This window comes from Bradyrhizobium sp. USDA 327, from assembly GCF_041262065.1.
GTDB classification, from domain to species: Bacteria; Pseudomonadota; Alphaproteobacteria; order Rhizobiales; family Xanthobacteraceae; genus Bradyrhizobium; species Bradyrhizobium liaoningense.
Genome location: NZ_JBGCCW010000001.1, coordinates 4,568,555 through 4,594,456, shown reverse-complemented (window position 1 = coordinate 4,594,456; position 25,902 = coordinate 4,568,555). Strand labels below are relative to the sequence as shown.

Genomic DNA, 25,902 nt, shown 5'->3' with positions numbered 1-25,902 from the left:
GGCCGCAAAAAGGCCGCGTGCCGGGTCGATCGAAAGGACGGCGGCTAGAGACAGTAGGCCCTGCCGCGCTCGGGGCAGACCCGGAACGCGCTCGACAGTGTGAAGAGCAAGCGTGGGCTGCGGCGCTCGTTGTCCGGCGCCCGGTAGCTCAACGGGACAGCCACCCCGAGATCCGCCTGGAGATCGTACGGCAAGAAGAACCGCACACCGGCCCCGGCTGATGTCAGCGACAAGCCGTCGCTCAGACGGTAACCGTCGTTCCAGACTGCGCCGGCGTCGCCGAAGACGTAGAGCTGATAGCCGGTCCAGTAGTGGAAATTGAGCTTCTGATCGAAGCGCAGTTCGAGCGAGCCGGCGAGGCCGTTGTCGCCGCTGATCTCGGCTGCGCCATAGCCCCGGCCGAAAGCCGCGCCGCCAAGATAGAATTGCTGCGAGGTGAACAATGGCCGCGACGCCGTCTGGCTCGCAGCCGAGAGCTTGAGCGACCAGGCGCCGTTGAGTGTCTGGTAGCGCGTGAACCAGAAGTTCAAGACCGAGAAATTCGACGAGGCGCCCTCGCGCGACAACAGATCGTCGTCGAACTGCGATGCGCCAAAGATGTCGAGACCCTGGCGATAGGTCAGCGTCGCAAGACTGGTGCCACCGAAGCGATCCTGGAGCCGGTAGTCGGCGGTCAGGCTGGCGGTCCTGATGTGGTCGTTGTACCAGGGGCCGTAATTGTCGTGCTCGGACACGTTGCTGAAGCTCCCAGCCGCGGTAAGCGTCAGCCCCGAGGATTGCGACATGAAGGGCACTGTGCTTGCCCGCACCTCGAAAGCTTCGGTCGTGGTGATGTCGCTGTCGAGACGGCGTGAGTCGCCGGGGCGGACTGCGCTGTATAGGACGGAAGCGCCGAGGCGCGCACCGTCAACGCCGATTGGTGCGTCATAGGACAGGCGTGTGAAGCCGAGCTCGCGGGGGTCGTTGGCAATGGTCGACAGGTTGACCGCCAGCACGTCGCCGGGCGCGAGGTAGGAGTTGAATGCGCCGGTCGCGTAGGTTTGCCAGGGGCCGACCGACGACGATCCGAGATTGTCCAGGGCGAGTGAGGAGAAGACGTGCCAGGCCTTCAAATAGATGGTCAGGCGGAAGCGGCCGGTCGTACCGCCGATCTCCTCCAGCGCGGTGTCGACGATCCGGACGCCCGGCCTGCCGTTGATCAGGAAGAGCTGGCGTTCGAGCGTTGCCAGCCGTGACGGTTGTTCGGCAAGAACCGGCCCGAGCATCGGCCTCACGCCGAACGGCTCGGCGCCGTCGCCCTTCAGCTCGGCCTGCACGATGGCGCCTTCGATGACCTGGATCCGGACCCGGCCGTCGACAATGTCCTGCGGCGGCACGATGGCGCGGCTCAAGTGGAATCCAGCTTCGCGGTAGAGGTCGCTGATCGCGCCGGCGATCGCGGCGAGATCCGATTGCGAGACCTTCTTGGCGAGAAAAGGCTGATACACTGCGGCGATGCGCTCGCGGGAGACAGCGTGAGCGCCGATGACGCTGATTCCGCGCAGCACGAACTTCAGCTTGGCATCCCCGCCAGCGCTGGGCCGGTCGACTGTCGGCAGCTCGATCGGAGGCCGGCTCTGCGATTCCCGTTCGGTTTGGTTCTCGAAATATTTCTCAGGCTGACGCGGATCGAAACCCGGCTGGTTCGCCTGTTGTGCGAATGCCTGCGGAACTACCGTGAAAATAGGTGCCAACAACGCCAATACGGTAGTGAAATGCCGCTTCCCGCCGCGTGCAGCAAAGCCGTCTCCGTAGTCTGACGGAGGGATTGCCCTGTGGCGGTAAGGGTTCGTTAGCTGCATGATTTTTCTTAGGTTTTTATGGTCAACGATTGGTTAATGAGGCCACGCCACTGGCTTCTTCCTGCTAATCCTCTCTTGAGTGATTTCGGATACGCCTCAGGCCCGGCTGTAACGCGGACTGAGGATCGTCATGCTCGGCAAAGTTGGAATGCGGTGCGCCTTCGTAGTGGCGCTGGCCCTGGCAACGGCTTCCGGTGCATTCGCTGCGGATGACGGTGTCTGGTCTGTCAGCAAGTCCTCCGGCGAGGTCTGGCTTGCAGCGAGCGGCGCGCAGGCGGTGTCGTTGAGCCAGGAAGGGACGCTGAAGCCGGGCGATACCATTCGTACCGGGCGCAACGGACGCGTCCTGCTTGTCCGCGGCGAGGAGACGATTCTGATCTCTCCCAATTCGGTGGTGGGCTTGCCGGCCGAGAAGAAGGAGGGACTCTCGACCACGATCATCCAGCAGGCGGGTTCGATCCTGCTCGAGGTCGAGAAGCGCAACGTCAAGCATTTCGAGGTCGAGACGCCCTATCTCGCCGCCGTGGTCAAGGGAACGCAGTTCAGCGTGACGGTGGGGGCGGGCAGCACCAAGGTCGGCGTGCTCCGCGGGCAGGTCGAAGTCTCCGATTTCAAGACGGGCCAGATCGCCCAGCTCATGCCGGGACAAGCGGCCGCCGTCTTTGAGCACGGCAAGCCCGGTCTCAGCCTAAGCGGTGCCGGGACGTTCAATCCGATCGAGCACGGCAAGCCGCGCGCTCCCACGATTGAGCGAATTCCCGTGCCGAAATCAGGCCTGTCGGCGCCGCGCAATGCGGCGAACGGCCATGCAATCCACGCGCTCGGCCCGATCGACAAGGGCACGAAGGCGGCCGGCGCACAGAAGCCATCGCATCAGGCGGCTGGAGCCCATGCCTCCAAGGCCGGCGTCGTGCGCATTTCGAGCTCGCTCGGCGAGGTCAAGCTGAACTTCCACAAGGTGACGCGCGGACTCGCCCACGGCGTCGTTGCTCCCGGCCAGGTGCGCAACGCGAACGCCAGCACCGGGGCCGAGACAGTCTGGAGCGACGGCAAGACCGGTACGACAGTATCCAACAGCGCAGTCCAGACTGCGGTGACGACGAGCGGTGCTGCAACGGCTGGCGGCAACGGCTCGGCCGGTGCAAGTGCGGTGATCGCCGCAGCAACAGCCGGAGCATCTAATGACGGCCCCGGTGCCAACAACGGAAACGCCGGCAACAATGGCAACAGCAGCAATAACGGCAACAATGGTAGCAGCAACAACGGCAATGGCCACGGCAACGTTGGGGCCACTGGCAATGGTAGCAGCAACAACGGCAATGGTAACGGGAATGGCGGGGGGAATGGTAGCAACGGCCATGGCAATGGGTACGGCCACAACCGACACTGAGGCAATTCCGTAAGGGGATGAGGGGGGCGCGCCCGATGAAGTGGGTGCTCGGGAGGATCGGGTGAAACGCTATCGGCCGCATATTCTGGTAGTGATCGCGCTTGCGATCGTGCTGTCCACGGGATGGCATGGCTCGCTTCGCAACGCGCTCACCGACCTGCGGTTCGCGTGGCAATCGCGTGACGCCAGCGGCAATGTCGTCGTCGTGGCCATCGACGCGCCGTCGATCGATCAGATCGGGGTCTGGCCCTGGCCACGCCGGTTGCATGCGGAGCTGCTGCGCAGGCTCGATGCGGCGGGGGCGCATGACGTCGCCTTCGATGTCGATTTCAGCACGCCGTCCGACCCGGCCTCCGACGAAGCCTTCGTCGGAGCGCTGCGGGAGGTCGGCGGCTCGACGATCCTTCCGTCCTTCAAGCAGCCGGCGCCGAATGGTGGCGCGGCTCACGTCAACCGCCCCCTGAGGCAGTTCAGCAACCAATCGTGGCCGGCCGTCGTCAATGTCGCAGTCGAATCCGACGGGCTCGTTCGCCGCTATCCGTTTGGCGAGAAGCTCGGCGACGCCTTGATGCCGTCGATGGCCGTTGTGCTGGCGGGACAGGACGTCAATCGACGGCCGCCCTTTCTGTTGGACTTCAGCATTCGTGCGGCTTCCATTCCCGCTGTCTCCTATGTTGATGTGCTGCGCGGCGATACCGCCACGCTCGGCAAGCTGAAAGACAAGAAGATCGTCATCGGTGCTACGGCGCTCGAGCTCGGTGACCGGTTCAGTGTTCCGAACGGCAAGATCATCTCAGGGTCGATCCTCCAGGCGCTGGCCGCTGAATCGATCCTGCAGAACCGGATGCTGCGCTGGACGTCCGATATCGGCATGATCCTGGGCCTGGGTGCGATCTGCCTGCTGATGATGTATTCGTGGCGCCGCTTCGCTCCGGGAATTCGCGTCGCAATCCTCGTCGCAGCCGGGGTGGCCGCCGAACTGGTCGCAGCCCTCGTGCAGGCGAGATGGCCCCTCGTCATCGACACATCGCTGTTCCACATCGCGATCATCGCTTATCTGACGGCAATTGCGCTGGACGAAATCGATTTCCGCGGTCTGCTCGGACGTATCGCCGAGAGCCGCTTCCATCGCATCGCGATGTCGCTCGGCGACGGGCTCGTCTGCACCGACGAGGAGCACCGGATCACGGTCTGGAATCCCGGCGCGAGTGCGATCTTCGGCTACATGCCGGTCGAGATCATCGGCCGCCCGTTCGAAACGCTGTGTGCTTTGCCGGTGGACGGCGGTGCAAGGCCGTCGATGCACGACGCCGCGCGTCAGGCGCTTCTTGTTCCGGGTGGGGCGGTCGTGGTCGAGTTCGAGGGCCGGCGCAAGAACGGGGAAACCTTCCCGGTCGAAGCGAGCTTCTCGGGCTGGCAGGGAACGGATGGCTTTCAATACGGAGCGATCCTGCGCGATATTTCGGTCCGCAAACGTGAAGCCGAACGTATTCGCTACCTGGCAGAGCACGACGCGCTGACGGGTCTTGCCAACCGGACCATGCTGCATGCGGGCCTCGCCGACCTGATCAGCGCGGCGGAGCGGCGGTCTTCCGGCGTCGCATCGCTTGTGCTCGGACTCGACGGCTTCCAAGAGATCAACGACATGCTCGGACACTCGGCCGGCGACGTCGTGCTGCGCGCGGTCGCCGAGCGTCTCCGGCGCGAAGTCGATGGTCAGGCGGTCGTCGCCCGGCTCAGCGGCGACGAATTCGCCATCGCGATAGATTGCGCGGAAGTCGGCGAGTCGATCGAGGCGTTTGCCGAGCGGATCACGCAAGCGTTCGAGGCGCCGCTCGCAGCGGGCACGCGGCAGCACCGGGTCGGGATCAGCGTTGGCGTTGCCGTCCATCCGGAAGGCGGGCAGACGGCTGATGATCTCCTGAGCAACGGCCATCTGGCGCTGAGCCGCGCGAAGGCGACGCGGCGCGGCAGCCATGTGATCTTCGAAAGTGCGATCAGGCAGGAGCTCGAGAACCGGCTGACGCTGGAGAGCGAGCTGGCGCTTGCCGTGGAGCGCGATGAGTTCGAACTGTTCTACCAGCCGCAGGTTCGTCTGATCGACGGCGGTCTTGTCGGGGCCGAAGCACTCATCCGCTGGCGACATCCGGTGCGCGGCTACGTCTCGCCCGGAGAGTTCATGCCGGTGGTCAACACTTCGGCCCTGTCGGAGCGGATCGCAAACTGGGTTATGGAAACCGCCTGCCGTCAGGCGCGAGCCTGGGAACTGTCCGGCAACAATGTGCGCGTCGCGATCAACCTCTCACCCTCGCAGCTCCAATCCGGCGATCTCGCGCATTCGGTTGCAGCGCTGCTCGATGCGACGGGGCTGACGCCATCGCTTCTCGAAATCGAAGTTACCGAAGACATCCTGCTCCATGACGAACGCCGCGTGCTCGCCATGTTCAAGCGAATTCAGGAGCTCGGCGTCCGGGTCCTGTTCGATGATTTCGGCACCGGCTATGCGAGCCTGAGCTATCTCAAGAAGTTTCCGCTCGACGGGCTCAAGATCGACCGGTCGTTCGTATTCGGTCTTCTCGTGAATTCCGACGATGCTGCAATCGTCGGCTCGACGATCGGTCTCAGCAAGCAGCTCGGTCTGACAGTCGTGGCTGAAGGCATCGAGGACAAGGCAACTGCCGACTTCCTGGTCAGCATGGGATGCGAGGAAGGGCAGGGATATTTCTTCGGCCGTCCGATGCCGGCTGAAGCATTCGATCGGCAGTTCCTCGCGGCTGGGCACACGGCTGCCAGCGCTGCCTGAGCGGGGGCTTCGCTTCTACCGCCGGCGCGCCACCGCCATGCCAAAGAGGAACGCAACGAACAGGCTGGCAAGCGGCGCTTCGCGGGTGACCGCTGCGACCGTCGCGAGAGCCCCGCCAGGCTTTCGCGATTCCTCGACGGCAGAGGTCAGGCGGTCGACGCCTGCGCGCAGTCCTCCGGCGACTTCACCGATCGTGCGGGAGACATCCGCCGTTGCATCGATGGCACGCTCGGCCATGCCGGGTTGGGACGTGGATTGCGGTATCTCGGTGCTCAAGGGGGCGACCTCCGGGCCTGATGATGGAAGCCGACACCTCTGGCTATCCGCGACAGGCGCGTGGTTTACGGCGAGTGCCGGCCTTGGATGGGCAATTCAGCGCACGGGATTTTGTTCCGGGATACATCGATGGTGGCTGCCTTCTCCGGGAAACGACGGGTGCGAATCTCTGTTAGGCTGGGTCAACCTTGCTGATGTCAGGAGACAGCCGTGACCGATCGGACCGTGACGGATCGAGCCCGGCGCATCGCCTTGCTCGGTGCTCCCATCGACATGGGGGCTTCGCAGCGCGGCACCTTGATGGGGCCTGCGGCGCTGCGCACCGCCGGCCTGGCAACACTGCTCGAAAGCCTGGATTTCGAGGTTGTCGACTATGGCGATCTTTCCGTAGCCGAAGTCCGGGACCTTACCGACACGCCGCCCGAAAATGCCAATCACTACCGCGAAATCCAGCGCTGGACACGAGTCCTGAGCCGCAGAGGCTATGAGATCGCGACAACCGGTGCGCTGCCGATCTTCCTTGGCGGCGATCACACGCTGTCGATGGGGTCGGTCAATGCGATGGCGCGTCACTGGCAAGAGCGCGGACGCGAACTCTTCGTGCTCTGGCTCGATGCCCATGCCGACTACAACACCCCGGAGACGACGATCACCGCGAACATGCACGGCATGTCAGCTGCGTTCCTGTGCGGCGAGCCCGGCCTCGACGGCCTGCTCGGCGGCGATCCGCGCGCGTCGATCGACCCGGACAGGCTGGACCTGTTCGGTGCGCGTTCGATCGACAAGCTCGAAAAGGAGTTGATGCGCTTGCGTCGGATCAGGATCGTCGATATGCGCCAGATCGACGAGTTCGGCGTCGCCGTCATGATCCGGCGCGTCATCGAGCGGGTCAAGACGAGCAATGGCGTGCTGCATGTCAGCTTCGACGTCGATTTCCTCGATCCCTGCGTGGCGCCGGGCGTCGGCACCACGGTGCCGGGTGGCGCCACCTATCGCGAGGCGCACCTGATCATGGAGCTGTTGCACGATTCCGGCCTAGTCGGATCGGTCGATATCGTCGAGCTCAATCCCTTCCTGGACGAACGTGGACGGACGGCGCGTGCTGCAGTCGAGCTGATCGGCAGCCTGTTCGGCCAGCAGATCACAGACCGGCCGACGCCGAGCAACGCAATCGCTCCGGGGGAGTGAAGCGGCGGACGGCGTTTGTGCGAGGCGCTGGGATTCGGCTGCAGCAGCAGGGTCCGACGCGCTGGCCTGGAACTTGCTTGATGGGGGCGGGGAACCGGGTGGGGCGCGATTGAGTTAACCTGGAAAATAGCGGATCCTTCGATGACAAGTGGTCGTTTCGCAAACTCCATCTCCACCGCCCTTCGGCATCCCGGTGTGATCGCGCTGATCGTGGCGGGTGTGACGATTGCGGCAATGCTGATCGTCGACCACGGGCCGTGGAGCCGCGCCAAGACCCAGCCGGCTCATGTCGCGATGTACGCGACCACGGGAGAAGCGGCGCGCGCCGCGGGCGCCGCCGTGCTTCCGACCGAACCGAAGTCACCGGTCGAGCCGGCACGCCCGGGGCCGAAGACGTCCCCGACCGTCAATCCCGTGACGCCGTAGCTCTCAGCTCCTGCGGCCGTAATTGAGGAGCCCGCCGCTCGTCTTCGGCGGGTGCGCGCGCAAGGCGTCCTCGTTCGGCTCGGTGCCCCAGCCGGGCCGGTCCGGGACGATCAGATGGCCGTCCTGAAGCTCCGGCTCATGCGTGAACAGCTCGCGGTCCCAGGACAGACGATCGATGTCGATCTCCATGATGCGCAGGTTCGGCACCGCGGCACAGAAATGTGCGTTCATCATCGAGCAGAGATGGCCGTAGAAGTTGTGCGGGGCGACGTTGACCTCGAAGGCTTCCGCAGCGCTCGCGATCTTCATCGATTGCCAGACGCCGTTCCAGGGCGTGTCGATGATCGCGACGTCCATGGCCTGTGCGTGGAAATAGGGCAGGAATTCACGCAAGGAGAGCAGCGTCTCGCAGGATGAGATCGGATGCGGGCTCTGCCTGCGGATATAACCGAGCGCCTCCGGATTGAAGCTGTCGATCTCGATCCAGAACATGTCGAGGTCGGCAATGGCGCGCAGGATCTTCAGATAGCCTTCGGTCTTGGCGTTGAAGTTGCAGTCGAGCAGGATGTCGACGTCAGGACCCGCGCCGTCGCGCATCGCCTCCAGATGCACATGCAGGTCGCGCAGGATCTTGCGGTCGACGTTGATCTCGGGCGCGAAGGGTGAGCCGAAGCCGGGACGCCAGCCGGTCGGCCTGCCGTCGTCATAGGAGAAGATGTTGGTCTTGAGCGCGGTGAACTTCTTCTCGCGGACCTCGCGCCCCATGGCCTTGACGCCGTCGAGACTTTCGATCGGCGGCTTGTACCAGGATGGGTGATTGATGCGCCATGTGGCGCAATGCGACCAGTAGACCCGGATACGGTCGCGGATCTTGCCGCCGAGCAGCTCATAGCAGGGGACCCCGAGAGACTTCGCCTTGGCATCGAGCAGCGCATTCTCGATTGCACCGAGGGCTTGCGCCACCACGCCGCCGGCGGCGGGACGCGTCGCTGCGAACAATTCGGCAAAGATGCGTTCGTGCTGGAAGACGTTCTGCCCGATGACACGGGCGGAGAGGCGCTGGATGGCAGCCCCAACGCCGGGCGAGCCGAAACCCTCGTCGAATTCGCTCCAGCCGACGACGCCGTCCTCGGTCGTCAGCTTGACGAAATGATAATTTCTCCAGCCGGCATCGCAGGCAAGGATCTCGAGGCTTGTTGCTTTTGATGATTTGCTCATGTCGCTCCCTGTCGCCCGGGCTTCTTCTTGTGGCTCGATCCGGGCCCGGACCGCATTGTTAGGCCAACCGAGGACCTGCGGGAAGGGCGCAGCGATGCGCCCGCGAGCGCATCCCGGCGGCGCTTTCGCCGGTCTCGTCAGCCAACCACCGAAGAGACGAGCAGGGCGAGGACGGCCAGCGCCATCAGCGCAGTGCCGAGCCAGCCCAGCGCGATCAGCCATGAGCGGCCCCTGAAGCGGCCCATGATCGCGCGGCTCGAGACGATCAGCATCATCATGGCCATGATGGGGACGGCGACGATGCCGTTGAGCACTGCGCTCCACACCAGCATGTGGATCGAGTCGATCCCCGTGAAGCCGAGGCCGAAGCCGATGAGGGTCGCCGCCGCGATGATGGTGTAGAAGCCGACCGCTTCGTCCGGCTTGGCCTCCAGCGTGGCACGCCAGCCGAAGATCTCCGCGACGCCGTAGGCGGCCGAGCCCGCCAGCACCGGGATCGCGAGCAGACCCGTGCCGATGATGCCCATCGCAAACAGGGCGAAGGTGAAATCCCCGGCGAGCGGCCGCAGCGCTTCGGCCGCTTCGGTCGCCGAATTGATGTTGGTGATGCCGTTGGCATGCAGGACCGACGCCGTGGTGAGGATGATGAAGAAGGCGATGCCGTTGGACAGCAGCATGCCGGAGATGGTGTCGGTCCTGATGCGCGCGAGCTCCGGCTTGCCGCCGTGCCTGAGCTCGCGAAGCGGCTTGTCGCGCTGGCCCTGGTTCATCTCCTCCACCTCCTGCGAGGCCTGCCAGAAGAACAGATAGGGGCTGATGGTGGTGCCGAGCACGGCGACCACCATCATGAAATAGTCGCCGCTGACATTTGCCTTCGGCCACACCGCGGCAAGCAGCGCCGTGCTCCAGGGAATGTCGACGGTGAAGGCGGTCGCGACATAGGCGAACAGCGCCAAGGTGAGGAATTTCAGCACCGGCGAATAGCGGCGGTAGGGCAGGAACACCTGGAGCAGGGTGGAGCCGGCCGCGAAGATCAGCGCGTGTTCGTGGTTGAGGCCGCCGATGACGAGCGAGAGCGCCTCGGCCATCGCGGCGATGTCGGCGGCGATGTTGAACGTGTTTGCGGCAACCAGCATGGCGACGAGGGCCAGCACCGCCCAGCGCGGCGCGATCTGCATGACGTTGGCGGCGAGCCCCTTGCCGGTGACGCGGCCGATCCGCGCGCTGACGAGCTGGATCGCGATCATGAACGGCGTGGTCAGGAATACGGTCCAGAGCAGCCCGTAGCCGAATTGCGCGCCGGCCTGCGAATAGGTGGCGATGCCCGACGGGTCGTCGTCGGCAGCTCCGGTGACGAGGCCCGGTCCCAGCCTTTGCATCAGCGTCGGCGCGGATTTCGTCGGCGTGAGGGCGCTGTCGCGCATGTACGGGGACCTCGCAGGGGTGCTGGCGTGTCCCTAGCAAATGCGAATGCGGGAACATAGGTTCCTGCCGCGCGAGCGGCGTCATTTCTGATAATACTAAATTCGCTTGCTCCGTCGGGCAAAACAGGGGTAGATTGCCAGCATCGCAAGACGTCTCGAAATCGGCGGCCATCCGCGGCTCGCAACCGGCGGCGGAAATTCAGTGCGGGATGAAGCTGCCCGGGTCGTCCTACTTCACGCTGACGAACATGCCCCAGGCGGCGGCCAGCGCCGCGCCGGTGAAGAGAACCACCGGATTGTCGCAGAACGTGCCGCCATAGCTGCACACGTCCGCTCCGAATTGGCCGAGCTCATGACGGCTCGCGGAGTAGAACAGTCCCGACAGCACCAGCAATGCAGCGGCGACGTAGTACATTGACGATCTCCCGGCTTGCCCCGTCCAGGCGACATGTCCCAGCATGACGCGTAGAGATTTCACTTCGCCCAATCCGCTTTGCTGCATTTAAGATAAAGTTTGACCCGTCGGGCAAAACACTGGCAAGATCAGACCATGGGCGAGTGCCGGCGTCGCCATGATGACCGGCGTTCGGCATGAAAAAGGCCCCGCATCGCGGGGCCTTTGTCGTGTTGGGCCTGCTGCCGGCTTATCGCCGCGAGCCCGCGCCGTACAGCTCGCGTTCGCGCCGGATATCGTCGGGCGCAAGTGGCGGGCTGGCGGCATCGAAGTCGGTCCAGCCGGACTTCTTCCAGGCTGAGCTGCGATCCTGCAAGTTCACGGACCTCTCGTGCAGAAGCGCTTCGAGGCGTGCGCGATCCTGGTCCGGCACCCTGGCTGTGACGAGCGTGCCGCCACGGCGAACGCCCTCGGCATAGAGCGATGCATCCTCCTTGGAGACACCGGCTTCGGTGAGGGCGCCAACGATGCCTCCGGTTGCTGCGCCGGCGGCCGCACCGACAGCGGTCGCAGCGAGCCATCCGGCAGCGACGACGGGCCCGAGGCCGGGGATGGCTAGCAGGCCGAGGCCGGCGAGCAGGCCTGCCGCGCCGCCGATGCCGGCGCCGATGCCCGCACCGGTCCCCGCGCCCTCGGCGCGATCGTCGGTGCCGTCGCGATCACGATCGACCTTGCCGCCCGATGTGAGGCCGGCCTTGCCGGACGACGAGCCGTACCAATTGTCCGAGTTGTTGGCGACGATGCTGATATCGGAGTGCGGTACGCCGGCGCTTTCGAGCCGCCTGACAGCCTGCTCCGCATCGGAATAATTGTCGTAGAGACGAGAAATGGTGGTCGTCATGCTAATTCCTCCTTACTTGGCGGGATTGACGTTGCCTTGGAAGTCGACGCTGACATCGGTCTTGGTGCCGGCCTTGTCGGCCTTGCCGCGCCAGACGCCTTCGTTGTCCTTCTGCAGGCCGGAGACGTTGGAAAATCCCGCGCCCTCGATCCGCGATTTCGCCTGTCCCTCGGTGAAGCTGTTGCGGCCGGCGACCGGAGCATTTGAGTTGTTCTGGTCCGAGCTGTTGACGGCGTTGTTTCCGGGCCCGCTTTGCGCCGGCTGCGACTGGGCGCCCGCGGGCGCCGCGCCGAGCAGCAACAGGGTTGCTGCCAGCAGAGTTAGACGTGACATGTTTTTGTCTCCTGCAAGTGATTGTGCCGGCGACAACATGCGAGATTCGAATTGGTTGCTACTGTTCTGGAGGAGTCTGCCGCGGCTCTTTGGTCGGCAACGTCGAGCGAGCTGTGGCCGTCGTCTGCCGCAGTGGCGTTCCCCGGCAGGCTGCTACTTTGAAGACTTCACAGGCTCGCCTTGGCTCTGGGTGGTTTCCCAGGGAGCTGGAAGTATGACGCGGATGGGGCGGGCTTCGGCGGAGCTTTGAACGACAGGAGCAGCCTGGTCCTTGACGGGCTCAGCTGCTGCAGCAGCCATCAGCGTGACCAGCATCGCCAGAGAAGTTGTCACGAGCCGCACGTTCAGCATCGAAGCCTCCTGTTGGCGCACCAACGCAGTCCGTGCCGGTTGGTTCGAATCTTGATCCCGGGAACAAGTGGCAATCTGTCCTGTTTGTAGATGACAGGCCTGATGACCGGGCTGCTGGAGGAGGACACGATGAACATCAAAGCCATCATTGCAGCCGCTGTGCTGACGTCGGTTGCGTCTCCCGCGTTTGCGCAATCGTTCTACGTGGTTCAGGACGTCAAGACCAAGAAGTGCACCATCACCGAATCCAAGCCGACGACCACGGAAACGACGGTTGTCAGCGGCGACACCGTGTACAAGACCAGGTCTGAAGCCGAGGCCGGCATGAAGACGGTCAAGATCTGCACCTCGCACTGAGGAAATGTCTGCGCTTTTGCTTCGGGCCATCCCGCTGTGATCCTTCTTGGCGGCGCGCCTACCTGATCGGTCACATGCACTGAGACGGGAAGGCGCGGTGGCCGTGGTCCCCGCCAGGGCTTCGGCGCCTCCCGAGGCAAACGCGATCGATGAAAGCCCGCGCGGAGCAATCCGTCGCGGGCTTTGATTTTGAGGACGCAAACAGGCGGGGCCGTGCGGATGACCTCGATGAAACACGCCTGAAACAGTGCTGAAACCCGATTGTCCTGAACGGCTCGGCTCCGCGCCTCGACCAACGAAGCGAACGGGAGAGACAATCATGATCCAGATCGGTTCGAAGGAAGAAGTCGCGTTCTTGCTGGCGCTGTTCGGCACCCATACCCAGCCGGTCAAGCGCCCGAAGCCGAAATCGCAGCAAAGGTGAGAGAAGCCATGCCCGGCTTGGCCGAATGCCAGAGCCTGTTGCGGCTCCTGATCGCAAGGGGTGATCCCAAGGCCATTCCGCTCGCCAGGGGCGCCATCGATGAGTTCCTGAACACGGCGGCGGCGAGCGTTCGCGGACGCGGCCTGCGCGTGCTCCAGCGCGACGCGCTCGACCAGCACGATGCCGCGGTCGGCGTGCAGCGTTCGTTCGCCGAGACGGTGGACGCCTATATCGAGCGCAAGCTTGCGGAGGAGTGAGGGGCGAGTGCGCGAGCTCACGCACTCCGGTCCCGGCTGAGCGTGCGCGCTCCGGTCCCGGCTGAGCGTGCGCGCTCCGTTCCCAAAACCCTTTGATCCCAAGAGAATTTTTGCGCCCCCTTGGAAACCTTTGTTCGCTCCCTGAGCTATTACGGCAAAGGATGCAACAATGCCCCGATACTACTTCGACCTTCGCGACGAGAAGGGAACTGCGGTGGACGAGGAGGGACTGGAATTGTCCGGCCCGCGCGCAGTTCAGGCCGAGGCGGCCAAGTCGGTTGCCGACATGGCGCGCGACGCCGTGCTGTCCGCGCCGCTCACGGGCGGCCGGCAAGAGATGGCGATCGACGTTCGCGACGCCGGCGGTCCCGTCATGCAGGTGACGTTCTGCTTCGAGATCGAAGATCTGACGTCGCGATCGCGGTCACGCGATCATTGATGCATCGGTGTCGATCGGGATCGCGCGTGCAGCGGTGGCCGGGATTGATCGGAGTCCAGCACGGCGACCTTGCGGCCGAGCTGCCAGACTTCGACCTTGCCCAGCCGCGTGAACTGCTTCGCAAAGGCCAGCGCGGAGGAATCGGACGCGGCTTCGAACGCTTCGGCGGATCGGAAGACGCCATTTTCGCCGACGAGATAGGCGCGATATTGCTGCGTCATGTCGGCGCCCTCAGTCCGGGCGAGCGCAGCCAGGCCTCGATCTGCATGGCGGTCTCGTCCTGTCGCGCCTGGCGCAGCAGCATCTCGCGGCGACGCCCCGGCGTAAGCGTGCGCGCTTCCGCGCGACAGCGGGCGGCTTCGTCCGCGAGTCTGTCGGTCAGGGTCTTGGTCTGTTTGAAACGACGTCGTGTCTGCATGGCGCATCTCCCTCATTCGAGCAGGCGGGAGCGCAACTGGCGTTCTCATCACCGATCTGTGCCACGGGCCTTGCGGTGATGGATCAATCCTACACCGCTTGCGGAGAAGGGGTCTGTATCATTTGGTACGGCCGCAGATTAAATTTTCGGGTGCAAGTTCAGCCGCTTGAGCCACTTACTCATTTTGCGCGCGACGTGATGCCAGGCTCATTTTTGAACCAAAGCGACCTCGGTAGTCGACGTCGTTTCACCGGCCAAGGCTTTTCCTCCGTGGGCGCCGGTGACTGAGAGAGCGATCGTGCTCCCGCCTGCAAAGCGAAGGGAGCCCCGAGATGCGCGTCTGTCGGCCTGCCGAGCACGAGAAGACTGACGCGTGCTGCGGACGTGCGCGAATGCCGCGAACTGTTGAAGCAACCACCACCCGATACGTTTCTTGGGCGCAAGACGCAGGACGCGCCGTCGAAGGAGGAGGCGGATGGCAGCAGCAACTCTTCGGGCTCATCGGCGTTCGTGCCGCGGTTGGGCGAAGCTTCGTCATTTGATCCAGAGACCCCCGCTAGTAGTTTTGCGGATCGCTTCGGCAATTGGGCCAGCACGGCAGTCGGCACCGTGCCTGCCAAAGATTTGCCAGAGGCCGCGGCCGCGTCTGCCGCAGGATCAGTCGCGCCCGAAGATGTCCGACGTCTCACCCGGGTGAATGAGACGAACGCGGGCAGCGTGTTCTCATCCGGGAGTGCGCCAGTCCCGTATCTGCCGTCTACCGAATTCAACGAGCGGTTTGGCAGTTGGACCGTGTCGCCCGCTGACGGCCAGCATCCGCAGCCGAGCAAGCCGATCGGTATATTCGCGGATGAGCCGAGCTACCTCATTCCACCACCGATCTTCGGAGTGGACGGCCCGGGCAATCCGCACAATGACGGTGAGGAATGGTTCTCTCGCTGGATACGGCCTTTGCTTCGGCCGGAATGAAGTTTGTGGCGGACTCCGTCGTGGGCCGCGAGACAGCCATTTGACACGTCGGGCAAAACACTGGCAGAGATGGCATCATCGAAAGAGTTCGTATCAAGCCCGCGAGTATGCCGCGGGCTTTTGTTTTGGCGGCGCATGAGACGTTCGTGCTTTATGCACCACCCGTCCCGAACCACGTCGTCAGCGCCACCGCAAGTCCGCATCGGTTCTCGTCTCCCACCCAGGCCACATGGCCATCGGGCCGCACGAGCACGGCCTTGGGCGCGGCGACTTGTCCAATGGCCGGAAGCTCCCATGCGCCGTCGCAATCGGCATCGACCAACGCGATGCGATCTGCCAAAGGAGCGATGTCGATGCCGCCGCGCTTGCCAAGATTGAGCAACAGGCCGCGCGCGCTGTGCAGCAGCGCGAACAGTCTCAGCTTCTGTCCGTCGACCATCAAATCGAGATCGGGCATGCGGCGTCCGAGCAGGGCGTGGCCTTCACCGAGATCATAGCGGATGTCGAGCCCGCTCATCATCGCGCCAAAACGCTTGCGCGGCTCGTCCATGGCGAGAAGCTCGGACACGACGTCGCGCGCGGCCTTGAGGCCGTCGTCGGCGCGGCGGAGCAGGGCGATCTGCGCCCTGGTGTTGCGCAGCACGCGAGCGGCGACGGGATGGCGCTCGGCGTGGTAGGTGTCGAGCAGGCTGTCAGGCGAAATGCCCTTGACGACCTGCGCTAGCTTCCAGCCGAGATTGACCGCGTCCTGCAGGCCGGTGTTGAGGCCCTGGCCGCCCACGGAGTGATGGATGTGCGCGGCATCGCCGGCGAGCAGCACGCGTTCCCTGCGATAGGATGCAGCCTGCCGCGCCGCATCGGTGAAGCGGGAAATCCAGGTGGCGCTGTGCAGACCGAAGTCGGTGCCGTACACGGCGACGAGGGCCTCACTGAGATCGCGCAAGGTGGGCTGGCCGTTGCGATCGAGCGTCGCCTCCGTCACGACGACCAGCACGCGCCCGCTCTCCGTCTTGCTGAGGCCGTGAAAGCCCAGCGCGTCGTGACGCAGGCCGAATTCCGGCTCCTCGCGCATCTCGACTTCGGCCATGAGATTGCTGAGCGTCGGATCGAAACCGGCGAAATCGATGCCGGCGGTCTTGCGCACCACGCTGCGGCCGCCGTCGCAGCCGACGAGATAATTTGCGCGCAACGTCTCGCCGCCGGAGAGCGTGACGTCGACGCCGGCCTCGTCCTGCGCGAAGCTCGTCACCTCGGCGTTGCGATAAACCGGGACCGCGAACTCCGCGACCCAGTCGGCCAGGAGGCGCTCGATGTGGTTCTGTCGCAGGGCGAGCCCGTAGGCGTGCCTTGTGGGGAGGTCGCTGATGTCGAGCCGCGTCCAGGCGAAGCCTGCAAGCTGGGTGATTTGTCCTTCGCGTAGGAAGCGCTCGGCGACGCCGCGCTGATCGAGGATCTCGATGCTGCGTGCGTGCAGTCCACCGGCGCGCGTCTCGACCAGCTCCTGGTTGGCGCGTCGCTCGACCACGGCGACGTCGATATGCGCCAGCGCAAGCTCCGCGGCCAGCATCAGCCCAGTCGGGCCGCCGCCGGCGATGATGACCGCATGGCCGGTGGCTGCCGCGCGACTTGCGCGCTTTCGGCCGCGCGACAGGGATGTCGGAAGCGATACAGGCATGTCGTGACCCCTCGGCTCGTTGTTGGGTCGAGGCTTCTACGCGATCATCGGGGGCTTGAAGCAAGCCCCTTGCGAACCACATATTGAGCCGGGAGGAGGGGCTTCCGCTTCAGCGCTCGCCGCGTTGACACGTCGGGCAAAACACTGGCAGAATGGCATCATCGAAACGAGTTTGGTTGGCCCGCGCGGAGCAATCTGCAGCGGGCTTTTTCATGTCCGCCTCGTGCGACGACAATCGCGCACAACACATGGTTTGACACGTCGGGCAAAACACCGGCATGATGGCATCATCGAGACGAGTTTGGTTGACCCGCGCGGAGACATCCGCCGCGGGTTTTTTCGTTCTCGATTTCGGAATCGGACGGCGGCAACGCATTGCGGCCACGCACTCGTCAAACTTGGAGCGCCCATCGGCGCGCCGCCGTCCGAACCATTGCTGGCCGTGCACGCGCGAACGTGCCGGCCCGCGGCGCAGGGCCCGCTGCCCGCGCCGCTGCGGTCTCCGGTCGTCGAACTCGGGCGTTGGTACGAGCCGGACAAGCTGATGGGTTATTGCGTCGCGCTCTATTTCGCCAAGCTCCTGGTCTGGGACAAGGTCCTCGGCTTGGGTTCGACGGACGCTCTGGCGGGGTTTGCGGCGATCACAGCCAATCTCGTGGTCTCATTCTATTTCGCCAAGCGCGGCTTCGAGAATGTTGCGAGGATCATCAAGCGATGAAGATGGCGGACGACGAGATCAAGGCCATTGTGGCCGAGACGATGGCCCAGCAGCACAGGCTCCAGCAGGAGAGCATCGATGCGATCGTACTGAAGGCGGTGGCGTCGGTGCTCGCCTCTTTGGGAATCGAAGATGACGACCGAAAGGAGCTGCGCGCAGATTTCCAGCATTTGCGCAGATGGCGAAAGAGCGTGGAGCAGGCGCAGAGCTACACCTTCAAGGCGGTGATCACGGTGCTTGCCACGGGTCTCATGGGAGCCGTCTGGCTCGGTGTCAAGGTCGTGCTGGGCAAGTGAGCTGCCGGCGGTGGTGACGTCGCCGCGCACCCGATCTCGGTCTTTGCCGCAATGAGCCACGCCATGTACAGAATTCGTATCGTCGATTCATCCGATGATGACGTTGCCGACACCTTATGCGATCTGCATCAACTCACGTTCTTCGATGCCGCAGCTATGCCCGAGTTCGATCTTGGTGCGTGGTGGCTGGCTTATCACGGTGATGACGCGGTCGCCTTCGCCGGTGTCGTGCCGTCGACGCACGTTCGAAATGGCGGCTATTTCTCCAGGGTCGGGGTCTTGCAGCGGCATTGGGGCCGCGGCCTCCAGCGCAGGCTTATGCGCGTCGTCGAGGCGCGGGGACGGCGCGTGGGATGGGAGAGCATCGTGTCCGATACGACGGACAATCCGATATCTGCCAATAATTTCATCCAGGCGGGCTATCGGCTCTATGAACCCGAATTACCGTGGGCCTGGTCGCACACGCTTTACTGGCGAAAGTGGCTCCGCTGAGAGAATGGAGCGGGGTTTCCCGTAATGCGGAACGTGGCAACGGTGAATAGCCGGCGCGAGACGTCACGCAGCCAATGTACCCGGAATATCGAAAGGCCCGGCAGCCTGATGGCTGCCGGGTCCTTTTTGCGTATTTGGGCGATGCGGGCGAAGCACTTGCGAAGTCGATCATGCCGGGCTTTAAGTTTGCTCTTGCGGAAATTCGGCGGCCATAAGCCGATGTAAGGGAGCGCTATCGATGCCCACCAAGCCTCAATTGCCGGTGCGTTCGTCGCGAGGGACTGGAGGGCCGACTGCGCTCGATGGTCTGCTGGTCGTCGATTTCACGCGCGTGGTCGCCGGCCCGGCCTGCACCCAGACGCTCGCCGATTATGGCGCCCACGTCATCAAGATCGAGAACCCCGACGGCGGCGACGACACGCGCGTCTATGAGCATGCCGAGATTGGCGGCGAAAGCGCCGCCTATCTCAGCCTGAACCGCAACAAGCGCGGCATTGCGCTCGACCTTGCCGTGCCGGAGGCCCGAGAGATCGCGCTGGATCTGATCCGCAAGGCAGATGTGGTCGTGGAGAACTTTTCGAGCGGGGTGATGAAGAGGTTCGGGCTCGACTATGAGTCGGTCGCGCCGCTCAACCCGCGGCTGGTCTATTGCTCGATCTCCGCCTATGGACGCACCGGCCCGTTTGCTTCGCGGCCCGGCTTCGATCCCATCACCCAGGCGGAAAGTGGCTTCATGTCGCTCAATGGATTTGCCGACGGCCCGGCGGTCCGTACCGGCCCGCCCATCGTGGACATGGCAACAGGGATGTCCGCCTGCAACGCGATCCTGCTGGCGCTGCTGGCGCGGGACCGGCTCGGCCGCGGCCAGCATGTCGAAGTAGCCCTGTTCGACGTTGCGATGGGGATGACCGGCTTCTACGGCATGGCCTATCTCATCAACGGCGAAAACCCCGGCCGGTTCGGCAATTCGCCCAGCGGGTCTCCCACGGTCGGGGTCTATGAGGCCTCCGACGGGCCGCTCTACATGGCCTGCGCCAACGATCGGCTCTACCGCCGGCTCGTGGTGGAGGTCCTGAACCGACCTGACCTCATCACCGATCCGCAGTTTGCCACGCGCAAGGCGCGCTCGGAAAACAAGGAGCTCTTGCGGGCAGCCATTGCAGAGGTCTTTGCAGGCGATACGCTCGAGAACTGGATGGCGAAGATGAAGCTGGCCAATATTCCGGTCGGCTACCTCCGCACGGTCGAGGAGGGGTTCAATGCACCCGAGGCGCGCGAGCGCCATCGCTTGAACCGGATTCCGCACCCTACAGCGGAATGGGTGCCCAACATCGAGCCCCCGATTACCATGGGCCTGACCGGCGCGATCGATCCCGTTGCGGCACCTCTATTGGGTCAGCATACGAAGCAGGTCCTGCATGATACGCTCGGTTACGACGAACGTCGCATTGCCCAATTTGCCGAGAAGGGCGCCTTTGGCTCGGCCAAGCCTCCGACGCCAGCTTGAGGACGTTGCCTCGGCTTGATTTAGAGAAGGTCTCGCCGCATAAATGTGTGAAAGCGAGGGACACGAATGGCGCTCGGTCAGGAGCCGCGCATGATTCAGCCCACCGGACAGCAAGCTGGCGGAGAAGTCTATGCAGCAATGATTGCGAAGGCTCGAGCGCTATTGCCCCGACTGCGCGAGCGCGCCGCGCGGACGGAGGAGCTGCGGCGTCTTCCGCCGGAGACCGAAAAGGACCTCCATGACGCTGGCCTGTTCCGGATGCTCCAACCGGCCCGGATCGGCGGCGCCGAGCTCGACTATGTCGCCCTCGTCGATTGCGCTGAACTGCTCGGGCAGGCGGATGCGTCGGTAGCCTGGAATCTCGCCAACCTGGCGAGCCATCACTGGATGCTCGGGATGTTCGACCAAAGGGCGCAGGATCTGGTCTGGGGCCGTGATCCGGACGCGCTGATCGCATCCTCGTTCATTTTTCCCGCAGGACGCGCCACGCGGGTCGCGGGCGGATACCGGCTGCACGGCAGTTGGCCGTTCTCCTCGGGCGTTGCCTCCTGCGAATGGAACATGCTTGCAAGCGTGGTCTACTCCGAGGACGAGGCGGACGGCATCGAGTATCGAATCTTCCTGCTGCCGAAGGGCGATTACAAGGTGCTGGACACCTGGAATGTCGCAGGATTGCGCGGGACGGGGTCTTGCGACGTGGAAGTCCGGGACGCCTTCGTGGCCGACCACATGACGGTCGCTGTCGGTGACCTCTCAGGTGGCCCGACACCGGGAAGCAAGGTCAATCCGAATCCGCTGTATGCGTTACCCGTGTTCTCGCTATTCCCTTACGTCCTCTCCGGTGTCGCGCTGGGGAACGCGCAGGCGTGCCTCGACGATTACACAGAGGTCGCGCGTCATCGCATTTCAACCTACAATCGCGCCAAGCTGAGCGATTTTCAAAGCACGCAGATCAAGATCGCAGAGGCCTCGGCGAAGATCGACGCCGCACGCCTGATCATGCGGTCGGCCTGCCTCGATGCCATGACGGACGCATGGCGCGGCCATATCCCTGACATGGCGACCAAGACCAGATACCGGCGCGACGGATCTTTCTCAGTGAACTTGTGCACGGACGCGGTCTCGATGCTGTTTGCCGCGAGTGGCGCGCGCGGTCTGTTCACGAGCGGCATGTTGCAGCGGCAGTTCCGCGATGCGCACGCGATCAACTCGCATCTCGCGTTCAACTTCGATGCGGCTGGCACCAACTATGGACGGGTGGCGCTCGGCCTGCCGTCCGAGAATCTCACGCTGTGAGGTCGGCCGATGAATGATCTGCCGAAGCAGCCCCGCGCTCCCGATCCCGCTAACGAGTTCGCGAGCGACAGCTCGCTGATCGATCCCCGCGATTTTCGCAACGCGCTCGGAACCTATGCAACGGGCGTGACGATCATCACGGCGGCAGCGGCTGACGGCAAGCCCTACGGACTGACGTGCAATTCGTTCGCCTCGGTCTCTCTGAACCCGCCGCTGGTTCTGTGGAGCCTCGTCGTCTATTCCTCGAGCCTGACCATCTTCCAGAACGCCAGCCATTTCACGGTCAACGTGCTTGGTGCTTCGCAACAGGCGCTTGCGAACAAATTCGCAAAATCGTCGGACGACAAGTTCACCGGCGTGGACTGGGCGCCAGGCCTCGGCAACGCGCCAGTGCTCGCCGAGAGCGTTGCCAACTTTCAATGCCGCTCCGTGAATCGCTACTATGGCGGCGACCACGTGATCTTTCTCGGCGCGGTCGAGGCCTACACCTACAATGCGAAGGAGCCGCTGCTCTTCGCACGGGGGGCGTTCGGCCGCTTCATGGCCGACGATGAACGCAAGAAGGCGCCGTAACGCGCTTCAGGTCGCCTAGACGGCCTGGCGCTCCGGCCCCGAAAGCTTGTAGATCTCCAGCGCGTCCGCTTCCGCACCTCGCGCGGCCTTCGCCAGCCGGAAAAGTTGTCCGGCAAGGGTGGCCATCGGCACCGGGGTCGACGTCGCCTGGGCGACATCGGCGACCGTATCGAGGTCCTTGAGCATCGTGGCGATGTGACCGAGCGGCGGGTTGTGAATGCCCTGGACCATCCGCGGAACGAACAGCTGGAGCGGGATGGAATCCGCAAAGCCGCCGGCGAGCGCTTCAGGCAACCGGTTGGCGTCAATTCCGGCGTTCACGGCAAGGCGCGCTGCTTCCGCGAGGACGGCCATCGCGCATCCGACGATCACCTGGTTACACAGCTTTGTGGTCTGGCCGGCGCCGACCGGGCCCATGTGAGTGAACCTGCGCGCCATGGCCAGCACATAGGGCCGCACCCTCTCGATGTCGCCAGCTTCCCCGCCCGCCATGATGGCGAGCGTGCCTTCCTCGGCGCCCTTCGTGCCCCCGGACACCGGCGCATCGATCCAGCCCGCGCCGTTCGCGTCTTTCAGTCGCGTTGCGAGATCGCGCGCCGCGTCGGGATGTATCGAGGAGAAGTCGACGACAAGCTTACCTGCGCCAGGCGCCGCCGCCAGACCTTCAGGCCCGAAGATCACCTCTTCGACCGCCGCCGCATCCGTCACGCACATGAAGACGATGTCCGAGTTTACCAGAAGATCACGAGGCTTGACCGCACGCGCGGCGCCGGCCTCGGCGAGCGGAGCGATCTTGCCCTCTGAGCGGTTCCAGACTGCGACCTGATAGCCGGCTGCGAGCAGACGTCGGGTCATCGGCGCCCCCATGAGTCCAAGGCCGAGATAGCCGAGCCTCTCGGTGCCTTGCGGGTTTGCCTTGCTCTCATCAGCCATAGGTTGCCTCCTTCTGTCGCAATGCGACGGCCCCTTTACCATACATTGTGCATCCGAGGGCAAAACCGCCCGGCTCGCATGGCTTGCCTGATTGTTTGAACCATGAAACATTTGAGGCGGTCGGGTTGGGGGCGCCGGTCGGCGCCAGAGCAGCGGAGTGGGTACGATGCGAACCGTGTCGAAATGGATCCTGGCTTTGGGGGCGGCAGCAGCCGTGAGCGCGGGGGCAAGCCCGTCATGGGGGCAGCAGACGATCCGCGTCGGTTGGACGATCCCGGCCGAGGAATCCAAGTACTGGATGATGCGCCGGCCGACCGAATTTCCCAGTATCGGTAAGACCTACAACATCGAATGGACCCAATTTCAGGGCACCGCGCCGATGACGCAGGCATTGGCGGCCGGTGCGTTGGATTGCGCGACACAGGCGCCGCTGTCGCTCGCCAACGGCGTGGTCGGTGGCAATCTCAAGGCCTATATCGTGGCGCAGCACGTTTTCGAGAAGCCCGGCGGCTTCTCGGTCTACTGGGCGGTCAAGGATGACTCGCCCATCAAGACAATCGCCGATCTCAAGGGCAAGACGGTCGGCATTTCCGTGATCGGTGGCGGCACGCAAGGGCCATTCAACCTGCTCTTGAAGCAGCATGGCGTCGATCCGGCCAAGGACATCAAGCTGGTCGAGGTCGGCTTTGCCGTCTCCGAGGACGCGCTGCGCCAAGGCCGCGTCGATGCGGTCAACATGAACCAGCCGTTTGCCGCACGCGCGGAGGCCAAGGGCGGCACAAGGAAGCTGTTCTCGCTGTCCCAGGCAATGCCGAACATCGTGCACATCCTGGAAGCCTGCCGTGCCGATTTCGTCGACAAGAATCCGGAGTTGGTCAAAGCCTATGTCCGCGACATCACGTCAGGCATGAAGAAGGCGCTGGCGAACCGTGAAGAGACCTTGAAGGTCGTATCGGAGGTGCTGAAGGCGCCTGTTCCGGTGCTCGAGACCTATCTGCTCAAGGACAATGATTTCGGTCGCGATCCAGGCGCAGCACCAAACTTCCCCGCGATCCAGAAGATGCTGGACATCTATGCGGAGACAGGAATGCTGCCTAAGTTGGATGTCGCGCAGTTCAAGCATCAGACGATCGTCGCTCCGCTGCAATAGAAGCGGGCGAACGATCGAGCGTGAGATCGCAGCGTTCCGGATCATCCGGGACGCTGCAGGAAGAAGATGCACATATGAAGAAGTTGCGATCACGCGTCACCACAGACGGGCTCGACCGAGCCCCGCATCGTGCATTCATGCGCGCCATGGGGCTGGACGACGCTGCGATCGCCAAACCGATGGTGGGCATCGTCAGCATGAAGGGCGAGCAGACGCCCTGTAACATGACGCACGACTTCCAGGTGGCTGCCGCCAAGACCGGGATCGAGGAGGCCGGCGGAACGCCGCGTGAGTTCTCGACCGTCTCGGTTTCCGATGGCATCAGCATGAACCACGAGGGAATGAAGTTCTCCCTGTTCTCGCGGGAGCTGATTGCCGATTCGATCGAAGCCGTCGTGCATGGGCTGGCCTACGATGCGCTGATCGGGTATGGCGGATGCGACAAGACGCTTCCCGGCGTGATGATGGGTATGGTTCGCTGCAACGTGCCGTCCATTTTCATCTATGGCGGCAGCTCGCTGCCGGGCCGCGTGGACGGTCGAACGTTGACCGTGCTGGACTCCTACGAGGCTGTCGGCAGCTTCATGACCGGCGAGATCGACGGCGCCACGCTCGAGCGGATCGAGCGCGCCTGCTTGCCGACGATCGGCGCATGCGCCGGTCAGTTCACTGCAAACACCATGGGAATGGTGTCGGAGGCGATGGGCCTGACCATTCCCAACGTCTCGATGGTGCCTGGTGTCTATGCCGAGCGGGCGCAGATATCACGACGAGCCGGGCGGCTGATCATGGCGATGCTGGAGCGTGGTGGACCGCTGCCGCGCGACATCGTGACGCGCAAATCCCTGGAGAACGGCGCGGCGATCGTGGCCGCGACGGGCGGCTCGACCAACGCCGCACTGCACCTTCCTGCCATCGCGAACGAGGCCGGCATTGCATTCACGATCGAGGATGTGGGCGAGGTATTTGCCAGGACGCCGCTGATCGGAAATCTGCGGCCTGGGGGCAAATACACGGCGAAAGACGTCTACGACATCGGCGGCGCGGCGGTGGTGATCCGCGAGCTGATCCAGAGCGGGCATATCGAGGGCAGCTGTATCACCATCACGGGCCGAACGCTTGCCGAGGAATATGGTGCGGCCAATGCTCCCGATGGCGAGGTCGTTTACGCGTCTCGTGCGCCTATCATGCCAGATGGGGGCGTTGCAGTTCTGAAGGGCAACCTCTGTCCGGACGGTGCGGTGATCAAGGTTGCCGGTTTGAAGAACCAGTTCTTCGAGGGCGTCGCACGCGTTTTCGAGGATGAGGAAGCCTGCGTCAAAGCGGTTCGTGACCGTAGCTACAAGGCGGGCGAGATTCTTGTGATCCGCAACGAAGGGCCGGTCGGCGGCCCCGGTATGCGCGAAATGCTCGGCGTCACCGCGCTGATCTACGGGCAGGGCATGGGCGAAAAAGTGGCGCTGATCACCGATGGCCGGTTCTCCGGCGCGACCCGCGGCATGTGCATCGGCTATGTGGCCCCCGAGGCATTTGTTGGTGGTCCGCTGGCGCTTGTCCGCGACGGTGACAGGATCCGGATTGATGCCGCAAATCGGCGGATGGATGTCCTGCTCGACGAGCAGGAGTTCGCCGCGCGGCGGCGCGATTGGAAGCAACGTCCGCCCCGTCACCGTGCAGGTGCGCTCGCAAAATATGCGCGACTGGTCGGCCAAGCGCCGGGCGGAGCCGTTACGCATGAGGGCCCGGCAGAATGGCCGTGGTTCGAATGACGCACCGCACGTGTGCGAAGGCGACGGCCTGTCTGGCAGGTTTCTTGCTAAGCTCGTGCCGCTGAATGTTCGCGCGAGTGAGAC

The 25,902-nt window shown here is 63.9% G+C and carries 27 protein-coding genes and 1 pseudogene; 16 read left to right on the top strand and 12 right to left on the bottom strand.

The window, feature by feature from the left end:
* Positions 1-44: 44 nt before the first annotated feature.
* A complete protein-coding gene (locus ABIA42_RS21555) occupies positions 45-1,841 on the bottom strand; it encodes a ShlB/FhaC/HecB family hemolysin secretion/activation protein (protein ID WP_370121400.1) in 1,797 nt (598 codons plus the stop codon).
* A 130-nt stretch (positions 1,842-1,971) separates the two neighbouring features.
* Here ABIA42_RS21555 and ABIA42_RS21550 point away from each other — a divergent pair, with 130 nt between their 5' ends.
* A complete protein-coding gene (locus tag ABIA42_RS21550; protein ID WP_370121403.1) occupies positions 1,972-3,231 on the top strand; it encodes a FecR domain-containing protein in 1,260 nt (419 codons plus the stop codon).
* A 61-nt stretch (positions 3,232-3,292) separates the two neighbouring features.
* Complete coding sequence (locus ABIA42_RS21545) at positions 3,293-6,034, top strand: EAL domain-containing protein (protein ID WP_370143636.1); 2,742 nt, start codon at positions 3,293-3,295, stop codon at positions 6,032-6,034.
* Between the two features lie 15 nt (positions 6,035-6,049).
* Here ABIA42_RS21545 and ABIA42_RS21540 read toward each other — a convergent pair whose 3' ends face one another.
* Positions 6,050-6,310 carry a hypothetical protein gene (locus tag ABIA42_RS21540; protein ID WP_028178916.1) on the bottom strand — a complete coding sequence of 87 codons (261 nt, stop codon included), beginning with the start codon at positions 6,308-6,310 and terminating at the stop codon, positions 6,050-6,052.
* 210 nt (positions 6,311-6,520) lie between these two features.
* Between ABIA42_RS21540 and rocF the strand changes: the two genes are divergently transcribed.
* On the top strand, positions 6,521-7,498 hold the full coding sequence (rocF, locus tag ABIA42_RS21535; RefSeq protein ID WP_370121413.1) for an arginase: 978 nt from the start codon (positions 6,521-6,523) through the stop codon (positions 7,496-7,498).
* Positions 7,499-7,639: 141 nt separating this feature from the next.
* Positions 7,640-7,924 carry a hypothetical protein gene (locus ABIA42_RS21530; RefSeq protein ID WP_035676369.1) on the top strand — a complete coding sequence of 95 codons (285 nt, stop codon included), beginning with the start codon at positions 7,640-7,642 and terminating at the stop codon, positions 7,922-7,924.
* A 3-nt stretch (positions 7,925-7,927) separates the two neighbouring features.
* On the opposite strand, the gene ABIA42_RS21525 is transcribed toward ABIA42_RS21530, so the two are convergent.
* The 6 genes from ABIA42_RS21525 to ABIA42_RS21500 all read right to left on the bottom strand — a co-directional run bounded on the left by ABIA42_RS21525 (position 7,928) and on the right by ABIA42_RS21500 (position 12,545).
* The gene (locus ABIA42_RS21525; RefSeq protein WP_370121416.1) at positions 7,928-9,142 is read right to left on the bottom strand and encodes a mandelate racemase/muconate lactonizing enzyme family protein; all 1,215 of its coding nucleotides are present in this window, start codon (positions 9,140-9,142) and stop codon (positions 7,928-7,930) included.
* 137 nt (positions 9,143-9,279) lie between these two features.
* A complete protein-coding gene (locus tag ABIA42_RS21520; protein ID WP_370121419.1) occupies positions 9,280-10,566 on the bottom strand; it encodes an NRAMP family divalent metal transporter in 1,287 nt (428 codons plus the stop codon).
* Between the two features lie 229 nt (positions 10,567-10,795).
* Positions 10,796-10,981: a hypothetical protein gene (locus tag ABIA42_RS21515; protein WP_035676373.1), complete on the bottom strand. Its 186-nt coding sequence runs from the start codon at positions 10,979-10,981 to the stop codon at positions 10,796-10,798.
* Between the two features lie 229 nt (positions 10,982-11,210).
* Entirely contained in the window at positions 11,211-11,861 is a 651-nt protein-coding gene (locus tag ABIA42_RS21510; protein ID WP_370121422.1) for a hypothetical protein, read from the bottom strand.
* 12 nt (positions 11,862-11,873) lie between these two features.
* Positions 11,874-12,194, bottom strand: coding sequence for a hypothetical protein (locus ABIA42_RS21505; protein WP_271533412.1), 321 nt, complete (start codon positions 12,192-12,194; stop codon positions 11,874-11,876).
* A gap of 153 nt (positions 12,195-12,347) precedes the next feature.
* Positions 12,348-12,545: a hypothetical protein gene (locus ABIA42_RS21500; RefSeq protein WP_370121425.1), complete on the bottom strand. Its 198-nt coding sequence runs from the start codon at positions 12,543-12,545 to the stop codon at positions 12,348-12,350.
* A gap of 129 nt (positions 12,546-12,674) precedes the next feature.
* Here ABIA42_RS21500 and ABIA42_RS21495 point away from each other — a divergent pair, with 129 nt between their 5' ends.
* The 3 genes from ABIA42_RS21495 (at position 12,675) to ABIA42_RS21485 (ending at position 14,022) form a co-directional block, all read left to right on the top strand.
* Entirely contained in the window at positions 12,675-12,902 is a 228-nt protein-coding gene (locus ABIA42_RS21495; protein WP_028178924.1) for a hypothetical protein, read from the top strand.
* 432 nt (positions 12,903-13,334) lie between these two features.
* Positions 13,335-13,583 (top strand): hypothetical protein, encoded by a 249-nt coding sequence (locus tag ABIA42_RS21490; RefSeq protein ID WP_370121429.1) that lies wholly within the window; start codon positions 13,335-13,337, stop codon positions 13,581-13,583.
* A 169-nt stretch (positions 13,584-13,752) separates the two neighbouring features.
* Positions 13,753-14,022 carry a hypothetical protein gene (locus tag ABIA42_RS21485; RefSeq protein ID WP_271533409.1) on the top strand — a complete coding sequence of 90 codons (270 nt, stop codon included), beginning with the start codon at positions 13,753-13,755 and terminating at the stop codon, positions 14,020-14,022.
* Here the strand turns inward: ABIA42_RS21485 and ABIA42_RS21480 are convergent.
* Both ABIA42_RS21480 and ABIA42_RS21475 read right to left on the bottom strand, forming a co-directional pair.
* Positions 14,016-14,243 (bottom strand): hypothetical protein, encoded by a 228-nt coding sequence (locus ABIA42_RS21480; RefSeq protein WP_370121432.1) that lies wholly within the window; start codon positions 14,241-14,243, stop codon positions 14,016-14,018. The two genes, ABIA42_RS21485 and ABIA42_RS21480, sit on opposite strands and share 7 nt — an antisense overlap.
* On the bottom strand, positions 14,240-14,440 hold the full coding sequence (locus ABIA42_RS21475) for a hypothetical protein (RefSeq protein ID WP_271533407.1): 201 nt from the start codon (positions 14,438-14,440) through the stop codon (positions 14,240-14,242). The genes ABIA42_RS21480 and ABIA42_RS21475 overlap by 4 nt, the downstream gene beginning before the upstream one ends.
* 384 nt (positions 14,441-14,824) lie before the next feature.
* Between ABIA42_RS21475 and ABIA42_RS21470 the strand changes: the two genes are divergently transcribed.
* Entirely contained in the window at positions 14,825-15,409 is a 585-nt protein-coding gene (locus ABIA42_RS21470; RefSeq protein WP_370121435.1) for a hypothetical protein, read from the top strand.
* 151 nt (positions 15,410-15,560) lie between these two features.
* Here ABIA42_RS21470 and ABIA42_RS21465 read toward each other — a convergent pair whose 3' ends face one another.
* Positions 15,561-17,084: an FAD-dependent monooxygenase gene (locus tag ABIA42_RS21465; protein ID WP_370121438.1), complete on the bottom strand. Its 1,524-nt coding sequence runs from the start codon at positions 17,082-17,084 to the stop codon at positions 15,561-15,563.
* A gap of 511 nt (positions 17,085-17,595) precedes the next feature.
* Between ABIA42_RS21465 and ABIA42_RS21460 the strand changes: the two are divergent.
* From ABIA42_RS21460 to ABIA42_RS21435, 6 genes and pseudogenes are all read left to right on the top strand, one after another.
* Positions 17,596-17,802, top strand: a pseudogene (locus ABIA42_RS21460) (hypothetical protein); the annotation flags it as partial.
* Positions 17,799-18,098: a hypothetical protein gene (locus ABIA42_RS21455; protein ID WP_370121441.1), complete on the top strand. Its 300-nt coding sequence runs from the start codon at positions 17,799-17,801 to the stop codon at positions 18,096-18,098. The pseudogene ABIA42_RS21460 and the gene ABIA42_RS21455, both read left to right, overlap by 4 nt.
* Before the next feature lie 63 nt (positions 18,099-18,161).
* Positions 18,162-18,590, top strand: coding sequence for a GNAT family N-acetyltransferase (locus tag ABIA42_RS21450; RefSeq protein WP_370124014.1), 429 nt, complete (start codon positions 18,162-18,164; stop codon positions 18,588-18,590).
* Between the two features lie 238 nt (positions 18,591-18,828).
* Positions 18,829-20,097 (top strand): CaiB/BaiF CoA transferase family protein, encoded by a 1,269-nt coding sequence (locus ABIA42_RS21445; protein ID WP_370121444.1) that lies wholly within the window; start codon positions 18,829-18,831, stop codon positions 20,095-20,097.
* Between the two features lie 90 nt (positions 20,098-20,187).
* Positions 20,188-21,393 carry an acyl-CoA dehydrogenase family protein gene (locus ABIA42_RS21440; RefSeq protein ID WP_271533391.1) on the top strand — a complete coding sequence of 402 codons (1,206 nt, stop codon included), beginning with the start codon at positions 20,188-20,190 and terminating at the stop codon, positions 21,391-21,393.
* A 9-nt stretch (positions 21,394-21,402) separates the two neighbouring features.
* A complete protein-coding gene (locus tag ABIA42_RS21435) occupies positions 21,403-21,966 on the top strand; it encodes a flavin reductase family protein (protein WP_370121448.1) in 564 nt (187 codons plus the stop codon).
* Between the two features lie 15 nt (positions 21,967-21,981).
* Here the strand turns inward: ABIA42_RS21435 and ABIA42_RS21430 are convergent, their stop codons facing one another.
* A complete protein-coding gene (locus ABIA42_RS21430; RefSeq protein ID WP_370121451.1) occupies positions 21,982-22,899 on the bottom strand; it encodes an NAD(P)-dependent oxidoreductase in 918 nt (305 codons plus the stop codon).
* A gap of 166 nt (positions 22,900-23,065) precedes the next feature.
* On the opposite strand from ABIA42_RS21430, the gene ABIA42_RS21425 reads away from it, so the two are divergent.
* Both ABIA42_RS21425 and ilvD read left to right on the top strand, forming a co-directional pair.
* Positions 23,066-24,049, top strand: coding sequence for an ABC transporter substrate-binding protein (locus tag ABIA42_RS21425; protein WP_370121454.1), 984 nt, complete (start codon positions 23,066-23,068; stop codon positions 24,047-24,049).
* 74 nt (positions 24,050-24,123) lie between these two features.
* On the top strand, positions 24,124-25,818 hold the full coding sequence (ilvD, locus tag ABIA42_RS21420; RefSeq protein ID WP_370121457.1) for a dihydroxy-acid dehydratase: 1,695 nt from the start codon (positions 24,124-24,126) through the stop codon (positions 25,816-25,818).
* The last annotated feature ends 84 nt before the right edge of the window (positions 25,819-25,902 follow it).

Bases quoted from the DNA above. Each gene is read 5' to 3' on its own strand.
- ABIA42_RS21465 (WP_370121438.1), bottom strand. From the start codon at position 17,084: ATGCCTGTATCGCTTCCGACATCCCTGTCGCGCGGCCGAAAGCGCGCA.
- ABIA42_RS21450 (WP_370124014.1), top strand. From the start codon at position 18,162: ATGTACAGAATTCGTATCGTCGATTCATCCGATGATGACGTTGCCGAC.
- ABIA42_RS21485 (WP_271533409.1), top strand. From the start codon at position 13,753: ATGCCCCGATACTACTTCGACCTTCGCGACGAGAAGGGAACTGCGGTG.
- ilvD (WP_370121457.1), top strand. From the start codon at position 24,124: ATGAAGAAGTTGCGATCACGCGTCACCACAGACGGGCTCGACCGAGCC.
- ABIA42_RS21445 (WP_370121444.1), top strand. From the start codon at position 18,829: ATGCCCACCAAGCCTCAATTGCCGGTGCGTTCGTCGCGAGGGACTGGA.
- ABIA42_RS21490 (WP_370121429.1), top strand. From the start codon at position 13,335: ATGCCCGGCTTGGCCGAATGCCAGAGCCTGTTGCGGCTCCTGATCGCA.
- ABIA42_RS21515 (WP_035676373.1), bottom strand. From the start codon at position 10,981: ATGTACTACGTCGCCGCTGCATTGCTGGTGCTGTCGGGACTGTTCTAC.
- ABIA42_RS21520 (WP_370121419.1), bottom strand. From the start codon at position 10,566: ATGCGCGACAGCGCCCTCACGCCGACGAAATCCGCGCCGACGCTGATG.
- ABIA42_RS21550 (WP_370121403.1), top strand. From the start codon at position 1,972: ATGCTCGGCAAAGTTGGAATGCGGTGCGCCTTCGTAGTGGCGCTGGCC.
- ABIA42_RS21435 (WP_370121448.1), top strand. From the start codon at position 21,403: ATGAATGATCTGCCGAAGCAGCCCCGCGCTCCCGATCCCGCTAACGAG.
- ABIA42_RS21430 (WP_370121451.1), bottom strand. From the start codon at position 22,899: ATGGCTGATGAGAGCAAGGCAAACCCGCAAGGCACCGAGAGGCTCGGC.
- ABIA42_RS21530 (WP_035676369.1), top strand. From the start codon at position 7,640: ATGACAAGTGGTCGTTTCGCAAACTCCATCTCCACCGCCCTTCGGCAT.
- ABIA42_RS21455 (WP_370121441.1), top strand. From the start codon at position 17,799: ATGAAGATGGCGGACGACGAGATCAAGGCCATTGTGGCCGAGACGATG.
- ABIA42_RS21425 (WP_370121454.1), top strand. From the start codon at position 23,066: ATGCGAACCGTGTCGAAATGGATCCTGGCTTTGGGGGCGGCAGCAGCC.
- ABIA42_RS21480 (WP_370121432.1), bottom strand. From the start codon at position 14,243: ATGACGCAGCAATATCGCGCCTATCTCGTCGGCGAAAATGGCGTCTTC.
- ABIA42_RS21555 (WP_370121400.1), bottom strand. From the start codon at position 1,841: ATGCAGCTAACGAACCCTTACCGCCACAGGGCAATCCCTCCGTCAGAC.
- ABIA42_RS21505 (WP_271533412.1), bottom strand. From the start codon at position 12,194: ATGTCACGTCTAACTCTGCTGGCAGCAACCCTGTTGCTGCTCGGCGCG.
- ABIA42_RS21495 (WP_028178924.1), top strand. From the start codon at position 12,675: ATGAACATCAAAGCCATCATTGCAGCCGCTGTGCTGACGTCGGTTGCG.
- ABIA42_RS21510 (WP_370121422.1), bottom strand. From the start codon at position 11,861: ATGACGACCACCATTTCTCGTCTCTACGACAATTATTCCGATGCGGAG.
- ABIA42_RS21475 (WP_271533407.1), bottom strand. From the start codon at position 14,440: ATGCAGACACGACGTCGTTTCAAACAGACCAAGACCCTGACCGACAGA.
- ABIA42_RS21525 (WP_370121416.1), bottom strand. From the start codon at position 9,142: ATGAGCAAATCATCAAAAGCAACAAGCCTCGAGATCCTTGCCTGCGAT.
- ABIA42_RS21500 (WP_370121425.1), bottom strand. From the start codon at position 12,545: ATGCTGAACGTGCGGCTCGTGACAACTTCTCTGGCGATGCTGGTCACG.
- ABIA42_RS21440 (WP_271533391.1), top strand. From the start codon at position 20,188: ATGATTCAGCCCACCGGACAGCAAGCTGGCGGAGAAGTCTATGCAGCA.